The following is a 14,549-nucleotide window of genomic DNA, read 5'->3' as shown; positions in this document are numbered from 1 at the left end:
TCTGTAGGGGAAAGTCTGACTGAGTTGTCCTAGCCACCGAAGACATCAGCCGTAAGCCCCATGCAAGTAGTCTCGTTTGAGCAGGAATTTGAGCAGCTTTTTAAGACCCACGTGAAGAAACTTCACGCCTACGCCTACACACTGGTGAAAGACGACGTGATGGCGGAAGAGATGGTACAGAATGTCTTCTGCCGCTTGTGGGAGAAAAAGCTGCTGATTCGGGAATCTACTACGGGTTATCTCTATCGGGCGGTCTATCACGAAAGTCTGAACTACCTCAAACACGTCAAGGTCGAGCAATCGTACCTGCAATATGCCCAGCGGGAGCTGAACGACCGACCCCAACAACCCACTCATACGCTCGAAGTCTTGGAGCTGGAAGAACGCCTTAATCAGGCCTTGCACGACTTGCCCGAGAAATGCCGGACCGTTTTTCACCTGTGCCGGGTAGAGGAGCTGAAGTACCAGCAGATTGCCGACCTGCTGGAAATTCCCGTCAAAACGGTCGAAAACCAGATGGGCAAAGCCCTACGCTTTCTACGTCAGCAACTGGCTGATTATCTACCCCTGCTGGGAATGATTGTCTGGTTACCCCAATCCCCTTTGTTTGTATGAAAATCGATTCAAAAATGGACGATTTACTGGTGAAGTACATGCTGCATGAAACCAGTATACCCGAACGAAAACGGGTAAAAGCCTGGCTACGGGAAAGCGATCGTCACCAGCAGTATTACGCCCAGTTCCGCACCATTTGGCAACAAAGCCAGCCTTCGGATGAACCACTCGTAGTAGATGAACAGATCGCCTGGGAACACTTTCAACAGCGAATTCAAAAACCATCCATTCGCTCCATCCCCCGTTTTCGAGGCTGGATACGGGCGGCAGTTGTCTTGCTGATGCTGGGAATCGGCTGGCAAACGTATATGTGGATGACACCGGCTGAACTGCTCAGCGTTCAATCCGGCAATCAACCTCAATCGATTACCCTACCCGACGGCTCCAGCGTGACGCTGAATCGGCACTCCTCACTGCGTTACGACAAAACTTTTCGCCGCCGCCGGGTACACTTGACGGGAGAAGCCTTCTTTTCCATACAACGTGATCCATCTCGCCCCTTTACCGTTGAAGTCAATACCATGACGGTTCGCGTACTGGGCACTTCCTTTAACGTAAAGCAAACCGATACACAAACGGAAATAGTAGTGAAAACCGGTCACGTGGAAGTCCGTCGTCAACCGTACCGAATCGACTTACGACCGCAGGAAAAAGCGATCGTCCCCATTGACGAACGCAAACCGGAAAAACTTAAAATCCGCGACGATCTCGACACGTATTACCACACGAAAACCTTCGTTTGCAGGCAGACGCCGCTCCGTACGCTCGTCCGGACCATTAATGAAGCTTACGGTGCTCAGGTACGCATCGCCCGGCCGGAACTGGAAGCCTTACCCCTTACTACTACCTTGCCGCAACTGCCGCTGGAACGCGTGCTGGAGATTATTGCTCATACCCTTCAGGTAAAAATTGAACGGCAGGGAGATCAATTCCTGCTGAAATAGGCCTTACCTTTCGGCATGCATTCCATTCCTGTCAGGGCGTGGCTAGTAACCATTCTGTGTGCCTTCGCCTGTATTTCCGACCTTCATGCCCAACAACTGCTCGCCCGCAAGATTTCACTGACAGTGAAACGGGAACCCCTTTCGCAGGTGCTTCAACACATCGGCGAGAAAGGCGATTTCTATTTTTCTTACAACAGCAACCTGATCCCCCGCGATAGTCTGGTCTCCTTACAGGTGAGCAACCAAACCGTTCAGTATACCCTACAGCGGTTGTTTGGGAATCGCTTTTCGTACAAGGAAACGGGTAATTACCTGATCATTCAGCCGGGAAAAGTCGAACGACAATCGACCATCAGTGGCTATATTCTGGACGATGAAACGGGCGAAAAGGCCGACCTCGTTAGTATTTACGACAAGACGCGGTTTGTAGCCACGGTAAGTAACGACCAGGGCTATTTCAGACTTCGGGTCAAAGACCGAAGTGTGCCTTTGTCGTTCACCGTCAGTAAAATTGGGTACGGCGACACCACGCTGACCCTCCCAGCCAACCAGGAAGTAACCATTCGCATCAAACCCAAAGCAATCCTGCTCGATGAGGTGACGATCAATCCAAATTCCCGGGGCGAACGAACCTGGCTAGGTCGGACCTTTCTGTCTCGCCGCTTGCGGGCCCAAAGTCAGAACTTGAGTCGCTTTTTCGTCAATCTGCCCTACCAAATCGCCCTCACTCCGGGTCTGGGCAGTCACGGCCGACTGAGTTCACAGGTCGTCAATAAAGTGTCGCTGAATCTACTGGGGGGATACAATGCCGGCGTACAGGGGGTCGAAATTGCGGGCGTTTTCAACATCATCAAAAACGATGTTCGATCGGTACAGTTAGCGGGTTTATTTAATCTGGTAGGGAGTAGTGTAAATGGGTTTCAGGCGGCCGGATTACTCAATTTGGCTCTGGATACGCTCCGGGGTGTACAGATCGCGGGTATTAGTAATCGCGTTCAAACCAGTCAGCGTTCCGTACAGATTGCGGGCGTATTCAATACAGCGGATGTAACCCACGGCAGTGTTCAGCTGGCGGGGGTATTGAATCAGGCCCGGCGGGGTACTGCCAGCGTACAGATTTCCGGACTGGTGAACCACCACCGTGATACGGTAACGGGTGCCCAGGTGACCAGTCTTTACAATTACGCCCGGCACGTGAAAGGATTACAATTGGGCCTGATCAATGTTGCCGATAGCTCATCGGGTTACAGTCTGGGTCTGATCAACCTGATTCGAAACGGCAAAATGAGTGTCACGTTGGCAGCCAACGACGTGGTGCCTTTCCAGCTTACCTTTAAAAGTGGTACCCACCGCCTGTATACCATTCTGCTATTGGGCTATTCGCCCTTTGCTTCGCAATCCGCGTTTACGTTTGGGGCGGGGCTGGGACGGGAGTTTCGGCTAGGTATTCGCTGGTCGCTTGCTACGGACCTTACCTCGCAAAATCTGTATCAGGGTAATTGGGACACGCTACCCATACTGGCTCGTCTGGAAACGAGTCTGCAATTCCGGATCAATCCGCACTGGACTTTTTCCGCGGGGCCTGCCCTATCCCTCACCTATGCGGATCAGCCCAGCGAAGTTTATACCTCGCCAAAGGCCTATCCCCACTGGAATCTTTCCCCCACTGCCTACGGCTGGGTAGGTTGGCAGGGCGGTGTACAAGTTAATTTTTGAGGAATATAGCGTATTTTTTATTTTACATAATTTACTAATAATCAGCGTATTAATACATATTTTGACGCTTCAATAAAAAGTACTTCCTAAAAAAATGAAAATAAATTTAGGGTAAGGCTGAAGCATGTTGTCAAGGATATACAAAACGAAAGGACGTTAGCCCGGTACCAGTTGGCGACTTTTCGTAGACGTAGATTCTCATCACCTCATGCATTCATAGCTCATGAAAATTTTTTCTTACTCCGCTTCTTTCAAAAAATGGTTTACACTCCTCTTCGCTGGATTGGCATCGGGAGTTCAGGCTCAGGATTTACAAAAGAGTGTTGCTCATATTGGGCTGGTCTATCCCTTAAGCAGTAATGGCACCCACGCCGATCGCTACTCCAACTCGTTTTCTCTGCATCTACTGGCGGGCGTTTCCGGGGCGGAGACGGGTTTCAGTATGGCAGGTCTGGGCAGTGTCGTTCGACAGGATACGAAAGGATTGATGGTATCGGGCCTTTTCAATACCATTGGCGGACGGGCCCAGGGAGCTCAGCTGTCGGGACTCCTGAACCGGGCTCAGTCGGCCCGGGCAACCCAGTTGGCGGGATTGCTAAATGTAGTCAGCCACGAAACCCAGGGTGTACAACTGGCGGGTGTCACCAATGTTGCTGGAACGGGTAAGGCCGTTCAGGTAGCGGGGGTGGGCAACGTATCTCGCCAATCGGCGGTACAGGTAGCCGGGGTTTTTAACCAGTCCGAAGAGGTCCATACGCAAGTCGCTGGTCTGATCAACGTGGCTAAACGCGTGAAAGGCGTACAAATCGGAGTACTGAATATAGCCGATAGCAGTGACTATTCGATTGGGTTGATTAATCTGGTGAAAAATGGGGAGAAACGAATTTCCTTAAGTACCGATGAAACCTTGACGGGCTTTCTGTCCTTCCGTTCCGGTGGACGCGTCCTATACGGATTGGTTGGACTCGGATACAACCTGAAACAGCCCCAGCAATCGCTGTACGGACTGGAAGCGGGTCTGGGGGCCCACGTACTCGTGCGTGAACCGTATCGCGTGAGTCTGGAAGCCGTTACGGTAACCCTCACTGACTTCAAAAAACGGGAGTATTTACGGAACTCTTTACGTATACTTCCTTCCGTTCGATTCGCCAAGCAATGGGAATTTTTCCTGGGGCCCACGATCAACTACGTAGACTTCACGCGTGAGACTTCGGATGATTTGCGGGGCATTTATCTCTGGAGTAAGCAAGGAACCAAGCATACGCAGGGCTTGTATCTGGGTGTTACGGCGGGGTTACAGATTATCCTGTAGTTTTCTCCAGTAATAGTTTAGGTTTTCATTACAGGTGATGTCTTAATATGCAATATATAGTGATCACTTAGTATTATCGGATTAGTATTGGGTTCTGTTGAGTTGGCTGGTTTTTTAGTCCGTATGCATTCCCTGCGATAGGACGGGGATCGGGTTTATGTCGCACACACAGATAGTTGGTTGTACTTTAACAACTTCAAACCATTACCTAATGAAATGCCAGGGGATGAGAACCCCTCACACCGCAGAGTTTCTCCAGCTACTACCCAACCGTGCTTACGGTACCAAAGTCGATCTAGGTAAGACGAATGTAAGGGCTACAGGCAGTACGTTTCATGCAAAAATACAACCTGCTTTTTGACCAGATACATCTAGTATATGCGGGCTCTATTCTACATTGAACCAGAAGCCTGTCTTCGGTAACAACTACAGAAATTTACCGGATTCTGAGGCATTTTGCTTCAAGTTTGGGACATTCTGTGTTATTTTGGACGTTTTCTCTCTTTACGTAGAGATTTACCAATCGTACCTACCATGATTATTGAACCTAAAGTACGTGGATTCATCTGTCTGACGGCCCATCCCAAAGGATGCGAGCAAAACGTTGTGAATCAGATTCAGTATATCCAGTCGAAAGGCCCGATCGATGGGCCTAAGAAAGTGCTGGTGATCGGAGCTTCGACCGGCTTCGGGCTAGCTTCCCGCATTACCAGTGCCTTTGGCTCGCAGGCCGCTACTCTCGGTGTGTATTTCGAAAAGCCACCCCAGCCGGGCAAACCGGCTTCAGCGGGCTGGTACAATACGGCCGCCTTTGAAGTCCAGGCTCAGGAGGCAGGTTTGTACGCCAAGAGTGTGAACGGCGATGCTTTTTCCAACGAAATCAAAGAGAAAGTAATTGGTCTGATCCAGGCCGATTTAGGTCAGGTGGATCTGGTGATTTACAGCGTAGCCTCTCCCCGGCGGACGAATCCGAATACGGGCGTTACGCACAATTCCGTACTGAAACCGATTGGTCAGTCCTTTACGAACAAAACGGTCAACTTCCACAACGGCGTCGTTTCGGAAATCAGCATTGAACCCGCTACCGAGGAAGACATCGAAAATACGGTGGCGGTGATGGGCGGTGAAGACTGGAAACTTTGGATCGAAGCCCTGAAGGCAGCAGACGTACTGGCTCCGGGTGCTCGGACGGTCGCGTATTCTTACATCGGACCAGCCCTTACTGAACCCGTGTACCGCAAGGGTACCATTGGCCGGGCCAAAGATGATTTGGAAGCAACGGCGTCCAGCATCACGGATACGCTGAAAGACCTGGATGGCAAAGCGTATGTGTCGGTCAACAAGGCTCTGGTAACGCAGGCCAGTTCGGCGATCCCCGTAATCCCACTGTACATTTCACTGTTGTACAAGGTGATGAAAGAGCAGGGCATCCACGAAGGTTGTATCGAACAAATGCAACGCTTGTTCCAACAACGTCTATACACCAATGGAAGCGTGCCTACGGACGAAAAAGGCCGTATTCGTATTGACGATTGGGAAATGCGGGAAGACGTTCAGGCTCAGGTAGCCAGTTTGTGGGCAGAAGCAACTACTGAAAGCTTACCACAACTGGGTGACCTGGAAGGATACAAAACCGACTTCTTTAACTTGTTCGGTTTTGAAGTAGGCGGTGTTGCCTACGAAACTTCCGTAGACGAAATGGTCGAAATACCCGGTCTGGCTTAAGAGTCAGTACCCTTACGATTATATTGAGATACCCTGTCCAAGGCCGGAGGCTTGGGGCAGGGTTTTCTTTTTGAGAGTTCCCCGCATTCATTTCCACGACACTATTAAAAAAACCGTCAGGCAGAACCCAACGGTTTTCGTGAATTAACCCACACCTTTAACTTAATCGGTGAGCAGCAAATATAGTAAGTCACGTGACTTTATATACGTTTTACAAAACTTTTATTAATCCAATACTTTAATTTTTTTTCTTTCACTCAACTACCAACTTAATATGTGTTTTGTACCATAACTTAAACTTGAACCGTTCCCGTTACTTCATCTCAATTAGCTTCAGGTCAGTACGTTATTAAGTATCGGTAAAAACTACCAGAATGAAAATGAGGTTTCAGAAAGAAGAATCCAGCCCCTTATAAACGGCCTTTTTGTATAGCCGTGAGGTATTTGTAACCTCGTTACAACAATAAACCTCATCCGGAAGCCAGATGAGGTTTGATTTCAATCCAAATTAATTCAACAAATAAACAATGCTTCTCTGATAGAAAGGTTTACGTATAGTACTATGTATCTAATTATTCCAGCATATTCATTGTTTTGTACCAGATGACAGGTCAGGTAGCTTAAGGGATAAAAATCAAAATTGTACGTTACACGCTTTGCCGCAGTGAGCGGCTCCTGTTTGCTTTTACCCATACAGGTCCGACAGGAAAGCCGTTCAGCGGAATTCATATGGAAAAGGTAGCGGGTATGCCTCTTCAGGTCTTTGCAGTCACAGGCCACCAGTAGTTGATGCTATCAGCGGCTGTTTATGAAAAAAGGACTTATTATGCTAGAAGGTGTCACCGTTTCAGGGCTTAGCCACGTCCGTAATTGATAATACTTTGTAATAAAGCCGGTAAAAGCCTCTCATACGAGAGGCTTTTACGGCTTTTCAGCTTTAGGAAGAGAAGCACCAGGATCCGCATAAGATCCTTGTTTCACGATTTGTCTTCGAACATCCTGACCACTGCATTACGTCTGTACTTCCAGCGGCAGGCTCTTTCAGCACCGGATACGCCAGCTAACTTATTACTTTTTGTACTTGAAAACCAGATAGCTAACTAGCTGCGGAGCATAGGTACCGTCCTGGGTACGATAGGCTCCATTGGCTCCTAATCGCTCACATTCCTTACGGAGTTGTTGTTTAACGTGTACATCCATATTAAGTCCGTTATTGAATCGGGGCCGAATGGTTACCACGCCAAGCTGCTCAATATCCTGGGGTATATCTCTTTCCAATAGAAAAATCTTAAGGGGTGAATTGTCGGATTTTGCTAGACTACTCACCTGAGCGAGCGTTTTTGTTCGGGAAGTAGTACAGGAGCTGAGGCCGATCGCCATACCGATTCCCAGAGCAATCCATAGTTTATAGGGCTGATTCATAGACTAGTAGTTATAGTGGACCGTATGTTTTACTTTTTTGTGGGGTTACTTCGCATGAAATGACCTTCGTAGGTTTGTTTTCGGTTTCCTAACTGGATGGGAACACCTAAGCGTAGGGAAGTGAACAGACCCTTGGCCTGTGGATAAGGTGCCCAGGTCAATCTTTCAATCACCAGATTCTCGGTGTAGAGACTTACCTTCATCCGCTTACTTTGCCAGCCTAGTTCGGCAGCGAAGCCCATTTTTGCTTTTAATGATCTTGCTGAACGATCACCCCAAGCTCTATCTATCAATTCCTGGACGCCTACCCCTGATAGTTCTCGTTCCACTAAATCCTCTTGAATTGCCTGAAAGTTATCCACGGTTCTGAAATTACTAAGCCGTTGCTTCGTCGAAACAGGTATGCGTAAGGAAGGATGAATGTATAGTCGGCTGGTAGCGTTCAGTTGCCAACTTAGTTCAACGCCTACACCTGCCCGGTACCAGTCAAAGCTGGACTGATACACAACAACCTGCGGGTTGTCTACTACCGGAGGGCGTATTCGCCATTGGCTGTAGGCTATACTTACGGCGGGTTGTAAACGCCATGCTTCATTCAGGTCAAACGTTCGGCCTGCTTCCAGTGCAAAGGAAAAGCCGTCCCACTTTACTCGCTGATTCCTTACGGTAGCAATGGCGTTTTCACCAGGCCCATAACCGGCCATTCTACCGTATTCTCCGTTAAGCTTCGTATTTCCAGTATAACCCTCAGCCTTTAACCTGAGCAGGTAATTCTGCGGCAGCTGGTACTGAAGCGTTAACCCGGCCATCGGCAGGATACCCGCTTCCTGGGTAATCGGACTAGAGCCAAAAGGAGACGGTGGAACCGGCATTTTAGTCGTCCAGGCTACTGATTTTAATCCAAGGTACGGAATAAAAGTGAAGGGTCTATCCAGCTCCTGAGCCTGAACTATCCAGGAGGTGAATACCATCATAGTCAATAATAGAGGTTTCATTGAAAATAAATGTTAGTAGCTTGATGAAATACCTTTGTTTTACCGGTAAACGAAATGTATACGTCTCATTCATCCTGATTTATTTTGCCTGAACTTTATTCCCTCTACTATAACATTCTCCCAGACATTGACCCTGATACTATCTCCGTTTTTCTAAAAGGCACTGCGTTGAAACTTACGCACGAGTAACCCACTTTTTAGTCAGCTTATTCGGTACGAGAGCCTAATTCAAAAGCTCTTCTGAACTTGTAAAATCTGAGGTGTTTTTCAATCTATTTTCGTTGACAAGTAGCTAAAATACTCCTGTGATTCGTTAGTTCATGCTGGCATTCACCTTAACTAATCTACTTGTTATCAGAGTATTGACAGTTCATTTATTTCAAATATACGAATCATGATGCCTTTCTCGAAGACCTTTAATCTTAGTACGGAAAGCAATCATAGGTGAACGTGAGAAAACTATTAATTGGCATTTCGTAGCGTACCTCTAAAGGGTACGCAGTACCAAACAAAGCCTACCCTACTCGATCCGGAAAGGCAAAAGCTTAACTACCTCTCCCCACCGGATCAGGGAAAGACTTCAACTATGGTTTATACTTTTGGGGCAATACTAACTTTGGGGCAAAGCGAAAGTAAGAAACGAAACAACAATAGAAAAGGCGGGTCTTTGCATAGCATTTAATAGGTTGTTTTGAATTGAACAAAGGTAAATAGACCTCTGAATAATCCAACTTTTTTATAATAAAAATAATAAATTATTTAATTATAAAACGATCATTTTATTCGTCTATTGAAGCAGTTTTGAGGTTGAACGTGGAAGCCTTGTTTTACTCTTTATTGACTTTCTACATGATCTCGTTGCCTCCTTCTTTCTAAATCGGATTCTGCTTATCATCCATCAATTTCTGGTGAATAGCTACGATCAGAGCCCTTCGCATGGAATCTTTCGCTTATCTTTTTACCTTTGTTCACTTTTCTTCGACCTGCCCTACACGTATCGCGATCAATTTTATACTGTCTATAGAATTTGCAATGCTTCAAAAAACCGTTACTATTTTAGTTGTTGACGATGATAAGGACGACCGTGAATTCCTGGAACTGGCATTTCAGGAAGGCGGTTACCCTGGAGAGCTTATTTTTGCGGAAGATGGAGAATATGCCTGGGAGTTGCTACAGAATCAGACGCTGGAACCATCGCTGATCTTACTTGATATTAACATGCCCCGGCTCAATGGCCTGTCGTTGCTGACCCGGATTCGGGAAAATACAGCATTAAAGACGTTACCCGTTTTGATGTTTACGACTTCCGAGCAGGAAGAAACCATCAAGAAAGCGTATGAGCAGGGAGCTAACAGCTACATCGTGAAGCCGCAGACCTATCAGGAGCTGGCTCAAACCTGGAAACAAATCTACGCCTACTGGGCTCAAATCATTGAATTACCTTCTAAAGGTCTTTTATAAGCCGCTTGCAGTTTCCCTTTTGAACTACGATTATCATGAACGAAAAACCGTTAGTACTGGTCGTTGAGGATAACCCGGATCATCGCTTTATCATGAACTGGAGCTATGAAAAAAGTAATCAGCAATGCCGGTTACTTTTTGCCGAAGACGCCGAACAGGCAATGCTGTATCTGGAAGACGTAATTCCTAGTTTTATGATGCTGGATTACGGACTACCGGGCGAAAATGGATTTGAGTTGCTGGATCGTCTCCGGACGTCCCGTCAGTGGAAGCACCTGCCGGTGGTAATGTTTTCGCACTGGGATGATGATGCCTTTATCAAACAGGCCTATACCAGTGGGGTCAATGCTTTTGTCATCAAGCCCCAGAACCGCAAAGAGTATATTAATGTCTGGAATACGGTCTTTGATTTCTGGAATAGTCACAATCAACTGCCTAAGGCCCAGAAAGCTCCACGGTACTTATAAAAAAACTCCCTCATGAATCACGGGGGAGTTTCCTGCTTAACCTCTAAACCTAATGGTTCAAAATTACACCTTCGGAAGGGGTCCTATTTCGCTTATTCTACCAACTGTAGGCTTTATACGTCAAATGACAAAAATTGACGGTTAAGGGCAAGCCTTGCCTTTTGATCCGCTTCCGTTCTTCCTTCTACTGTATCGCCACGTATTTTTCTGAATAGTTGTGGTAATCTCACGTTTGTAAAACGCTTCTCTCTTCATTTTCCGGACGCGGAGTTCTGCTCTCAACGAAAGCTCTGCCGGATGTGGGGCCGTTTTGGGATCGCCGCTGAAACCTCTTTCTTCAAACCTCATAAATCGATAAAACGCCCGTAATATTCAAGTAATACTGTAGGTAGACTTTTGTGGCTCTCACCATATCTACCATGCAACGAGCATTAACTTGTACTGTACTCTTGGGCCTGGGTCTCTGGGCCTGCACGGATCACTCCGATCCCGGCAATTCTAACGATGTAGTATTACAAAACCATTCGGTTACCCCGGCCTTACTGAAAAAACAGGCGGGCTTTGAATCGCTGGAATTGTTTTCCCTCATCGGCTCGGACGACAAACTTCCCCAATCGCCCGGTTTTGTTTTCGGTGGTTCTGCCGATGGTTCCGGTTTGCTCAAAAATGCGGACGGAACGTTTTCGATGCTGATTAATCACGAGGACAACTTTGCCGTATCCCGGATCACGCTCGACAAAACGTTTAAACCCGTAAAAGGCGAGTACATTCTTAACTCCGACGGTGGGCAGTACCGCCTGTGTTCAGCCACGATGGCTACTCCGAAAGAGCACGGCTTTGGTCCCGTGTATCTGACCTGTGGCGAATCAAGCGAAGAGTCACAAATTCACGCTCTGGACCCTTATAGTCCCGCCGGAGCCGCCAGTATGTCCCGCACCAAGTCGTCGCTGGGCCGTCAGAATGCCGAACAGGCTCTGCCCCTGCCCAAAACGGCGTTCCCGGGTAAAACGGTTATTCTGGTGGGTGATGACGACAGCGGTACCAACGGCGGTCAGGTGTTCCTATACGTAGCCGATCAGGTAGGTGATCTGGATAATGGTTCCTATTACACCCTTCGTCGCAAAGATCTGAACCAGAAAGAAATGGACATCAAGCAGAACCAGAAATATGCCGTTGAGTTCGTTAAAATCGAGAATCAGAAAACCCTGACGGGTCGTCAGATGAACGAAAAGGTTGATTCGGAGCTGAAGTCCATCAAATTCGGTCGGGTCGAAGACGTGGATTACCGTAAGGATGGTATCGGTCGGGAAGTGTACTTCAACGTAACGGGTCAGAATAATACGGGTGTAAATGCCGATTATTCCCGTACGAAATACGGCCGCACGTACCGCCTGACGCTTGATCAAAACAACCCGCTGGTAGGTCAGCTGGAAGTGATTCTCGACGGTGATGACCGTACGGGCAAGGCTAAAACCTTCCAGGATGTCGATAACCTTTGCGTAACGAAAAATTACGTCTACATCCAGGAAGATCCCAATGGCTACGGTGACGAAACGCATGATAGCTACCTCTATCAATACAACATCGCTACGGGCGAGCTGAAAGTAGTCTTTGAACTGGACCACCGCCGGACGGCTGCCGATAAGGAAAAATACAATCAGAATAGTGCCGGAACGCAATTTGCCCTTTCCAAATTCGGTGATTGGGAATACGGCTCACTGGTTGACATTTCCGAGGAAACGGGCAAAGAGGCTACCTTTATGCTGATGATCCAACCCCACAGCTGGCGTTCACCCGCTTACGCGGGCGTGGATGGCGGTAGCATCCGTAAAAACGAAAATCAGGCCAGTCAGGTCGTTATTATTCGTGGCTTACCCCGCTAGTCATTCTTGATTTCATAGAACCTATTCCTGCCGGGTACTCCGGCAGGAATTTCTGCTTTTTCCCCATGAAAAACCTTGGGCTTTTCCTTGCTTTCGTTGGTCTGAGTCTCGGCATCTGGTGGTCGTGTCAACCCAAACCCAGCCGGGCCGAACGTGTACAGACGCAGTTCCGGCAGGATATTGCTGGACTGGATTCGGCCGTCACTAGCTTTCTACAGGCCGTACTCCAGAAACGTCCCGCCGATGAATTGCAGCAACGTTTTCGACTGGCCCGACTGGCCTATAAACGCGTGGAATGGCTGACGGAATACTATTTCCCTGAAACGGCTAAAAACCTGAACGGCCCGGCTCTCGACGAATTCGAAGAAGCCGATAACCTCGTCATTCCACCCGAAGGCTTTCAGGTGATTGAAGAATATGTATTCCCGGTGCTGGATACCGCTCACTACGCCGAGCTGGAACAACACGTTCGGGTACTCAAGGCTAACCTGACGCGACTTTCGTTCATGGATGGCTCCAATCAGCTTACCGACGCCCACATTTTTGACGCGGCCCGGCTGGAAATTTTCCGCATCATTTCTTTAGGTATTACGGGGTTTGACTCGCCAGCTGCCCTGCATTCCCTGCCCGAAGCCCGGAGTGCCCTGGCGACCCTGCGAGAACGACTCCAACCCTATACGCAGGCTTTGGAAGCAGAGCATCCCGAGCAAGCCCGGCACATTCATACCTTGTTTGTCAGTAGCGAACAACAACTGACTGGTTCGTTCGATGCATTGGATCGGCTGGCCTTTCTGACCAATTTTCTGAATCCCTTGAGTTCAGCATTGTACCAGGCTCAGTTATCTTTAGGCATACAGCCGTTTGAAGAATCCCGCACGCTTCGTAGTACAGCCCAGACTTTTCAGGATACGGCTGGATTCAACGCGGAACATTTCGTATCGGTAGCCGCTCACCGCTCGACGCCCGAAAAGATTGCGTTGGGTCGGAAGCTGTTCTATGATCCCATCCTTTCCGGGAATCGCCAGCGAAGCTGTGCTTCCTGCCACCAGCCCGACAAGGGTTTCAGTGACGGGCAAACCCGCAGTGCTTCGCTGTCGGGGGGCCTGCTGACGCGGAATACGCCCACGTTGCTGAATGCCGCCCTGCAAGCCCGCCTGTTTCACGATTCGCGGGTGGTTTATCTGGAAGATCAGGCGACCGATGTGATTGGTAATCACGAAGAAATGCACGGTTCGCTGGATAAAGCCCTACTGGAGTTGCAACAAGACCCTAACTACCGCCAAGCTTTTGCCAAAGCCTATCCCGAAGGCATGACGACGCACGCCATCCGGAATGCACTGGCCGCCTACGAACGAACGCTGATTTCACTGAATAGCCGTTTTGATCAGTACGTACGCGGCAATCCGCAGGCCCTGAACGCGAATGAAAAACGCGGATTCAATCTTTTTGCTGGAAAAGCGAAGTGTGCCACCTGTCATTTCCTGCCCCTGACGAATGGTACAGTTCCCCCCTTCTACGAAAAAGCGGAGAGTGAAGTGCTCGGTGTGCCTGCTCAGGCCGGCTGGAAAAACCTGAGTCTGGATTCGGATGTAGGAAAGTACAACCTGACGGGTGCCGACCTGCACCGTCACGCCTTCAAAACACCGACCGTACGGAATGTAGCCCTAACGGCTCCGTATATGCACAACGGTGTATACAAAACCCTCGAAGAAGTCGTGGAATTTTATGACCGGGGCGGAGGTCAGGGCCTGGGATTACCTGTACCCAACCAGACGCTGTCAGCCGATCCATTGAACCTGAGTACGCAGGAAAAGGCAGATCTGGTTCACTTCATGAAGGCTCTGACGGATGAATCGTTTCTTTCGTCCCGAAAATAGGTACTCTTGTAGTTACTGAAATGCCCTGCGTATCTGCGACCCTTATGCCAGATACGCAGGGTAATTTGTCATAACGCTTCATTGATTATCAGTAGTTTATTTAGTTATCCTGTTCAGGTTCTGTCGCAGAAT

At 48.5% G+C, this 14,549-nt stretch carries 11 protein-coding genes; 9 read left to right on the top strand and 2 right to left on the bottom strand.

Annotated features, from left to right (window positions below):
- Positions 1-60: 60 nt before the first annotated feature.
- The 5 genes from BWI93_RS15410 (at position 61) to fabV (ending at position 6,312) form a co-directional block, all read left to right on the top strand.
- Positions 61-615, top strand: a complete 555-nt coding sequence (locus BWI93_RS15410; protein WP_094812817.1) for an RNA polymerase sigma-70 factor — start codon at positions 61-63, stop codon at positions 613-615.
- The gene (locus BWI93_RS15405) at positions 612-1,559 is read left to right on the top strand and encodes a FecR family protein (RefSeq protein ID WP_094812815.1); all 948 of its coding nucleotides are present in this window, start codon (positions 612-614) and stop codon (positions 1,557-1,559) included. The genes BWI93_RS15410 and BWI93_RS15405 overlap by 4 nt, the downstream gene beginning before the upstream one ends.
- A gap of 15 nt (positions 1,560-1,574) precedes the next feature.
- Positions 1,575-3,275, top strand: coding sequence for a carboxypeptidase-like regulatory domain-containing protein (locus BWI93_RS15400; protein ID WP_094812813.1), 1,701 nt, complete (start codon positions 1,575-1,577; stop codon positions 3,273-3,275).
- 223 nt (positions 3,276-3,498) lie between these two features.
- A complete protein-coding gene (locus tag BWI93_RS15395; protein ID WP_094812811.1) occupies positions 3,499-4,587 on the top strand; it encodes a hypothetical protein in 1,089 nt (362 codons plus the stop codon).
- A 534-nt stretch (positions 4,588-5,121) separates the two neighbouring features.
- Entirely contained in the window at positions 5,122-6,312 is a 1,191-nt protein-coding gene (fabV, locus tag BWI93_RS15390) for an enoyl-ACP reductase FabV (protein ID WP_094812809.1), read from the top strand.
- A 1,068-nt stretch (positions 6,313-7,380) separates the two neighbouring features.
- Here fabV and BWI93_RS15385 read toward each other — a convergent pair.
- Positions 7,381-7,734 carry a hypothetical protein gene (locus tag BWI93_RS15385; RefSeq protein WP_094812807.1) on the bottom strand — a complete coding sequence of 118 codons (354 nt, stop codon included), beginning with the start codon at positions 7,732-7,734 and terminating at the stop codon, positions 7,381-7,383.
- 29 nt (positions 7,735-7,763) lie between these two features.
- A complete protein-coding gene (locus tag BWI93_RS15380) occupies positions 7,764-8,708 on the bottom strand; it encodes an autotransporter outer membrane beta-barrel domain-containing protein (protein WP_094812805.1) in 945 nt (314 codons plus the stop codon).
- Between the two features lie 1,053 nt (positions 8,709-9,761).
- Between BWI93_RS15380 and BWI93_RS15375 the strand changes: the two genes are divergently transcribed.
- The 4 genes from BWI93_RS15375 to BWI93_RS15360 all read left to right on the top strand — a co-directional run bounded on the left by BWI93_RS15375 (position 9,762) and on the right by BWI93_RS15360 (position 14,417).
- Positions 9,762-10,190 (top strand): response regulator, encoded by a 429-nt coding sequence (locus tag BWI93_RS15375; protein WP_158242836.1) that lies wholly within the window; start codon positions 9,762-9,764, stop codon positions 10,188-10,190.
- A gap of 35 nt (positions 10,191-10,225) precedes the next feature.
- Entirely contained in the window at positions 10,226-10,657 is a 432-nt protein-coding gene (locus tag BWI93_RS15370) for a response regulator (protein WP_094812801.1), read from the top strand.
- Positions 10,658-11,076: 419 nt separating this feature from the next.
- Positions 11,077-12,540 carry a hypothetical protein gene (locus BWI93_RS15365; protein ID WP_094812799.1) on the top strand — a complete coding sequence of 488 codons (1,464 nt, stop codon included), beginning with the start codon at positions 11,077-11,079 and terminating at the stop codon, positions 12,538-12,540.
- Between the two features lie 65 nt (positions 12,541-12,605).
- The gene (locus BWI93_RS15360) at positions 12,606-14,417 is read left to right on the top strand and encodes a cytochrome c peroxidase (RefSeq protein ID WP_094812796.1); all 1,812 of its coding nucleotides are present in this window, start codon (positions 12,606-12,608) and stop codon (positions 14,415-14,417) included.
- Positions 14,418-14,549 lie beyond the last annotated feature (132 nt).

Source organism: Siphonobacter sp. BAB-5385 (assembly GCF_002261125.1).
GTDB lineage: Bacteria > Bacteroidota > Bacteroidia > Cytophagales > Spirosomataceae > Siphonobacter.
Note: the sequence above shows the minus strand (reverse complement) of the source record. Positions and strands in the feature narration are given on the sequence as shown.

Coding starts and splice junctions, on each gene's coding strand:
- BWI93_RS15410 (WP_094812817.1), top strand. CDS start 61: ATGCAAGTAGTCTCGTTTGAGCAGGAATTTGAGCAGCTTTTTAAGACC.
- BWI93_RS15405 (WP_094812815.1), top strand. CDS start 612: ATGAAAATCGATTCAAAAATGGACGATTTACTGGTGAAGTACATGCTG.
- BWI93_RS15400 (WP_094812813.1), top strand. CDS start 1,575: ATGCATTCCATTCCTGTCAGGGCGTGGCTAGTAACCATTCTGTGTGCC.
- BWI93_RS15395 (WP_094812811.1), top strand. CDS start 3,499: ATGAAAATTTTTTCTTACTCCGCTTCTTTCAAAAAATGGTTTACACTC.
- fabV (WP_094812809.1), top strand. CDS start 5,122: ATGATTATTGAACCTAAAGTACGTGGATTCATCTGTCTGACGGCCCAT.
- BWI93_RS15385 (WP_094812807.1), bottom strand. CDS start 7,734: ATGAATCAGCCCTATAAACTATGGATTGCTCTGGGAATCGGTATGGCG.
- BWI93_RS15380 (WP_094812805.1), bottom strand. CDS start 8,708: ATGATGGTATTCACCTCCTGGATAGTTCAGGCTCAGGAGCTGGATAGA.
- BWI93_RS15375 (WP_158242836.1), top strand. CDS start 9,762: ATGCTTCAAAAAACCGTTACTATTTTAGTTGTTGACGATGATAAGGAC.
- BWI93_RS15370 (WP_094812801.1), top strand. CDS start 10,226: ATGAACGAAAAACCGTTAGTACTGGTCGTTGAGGATAACCCGGATCAT.
- BWI93_RS15365 (WP_094812799.1), top strand. CDS start 11,077: ATGCAACGAGCATTAACTTGTACTGTACTCTTGGGCCTGGGTCTCTGG.
- BWI93_RS15360 (WP_094812796.1), top strand. CDS start 12,606: ATGAAAAACCTTGGGCTTTTCCTTGCTTTCGTTGGTCTGAGTCTCGGC.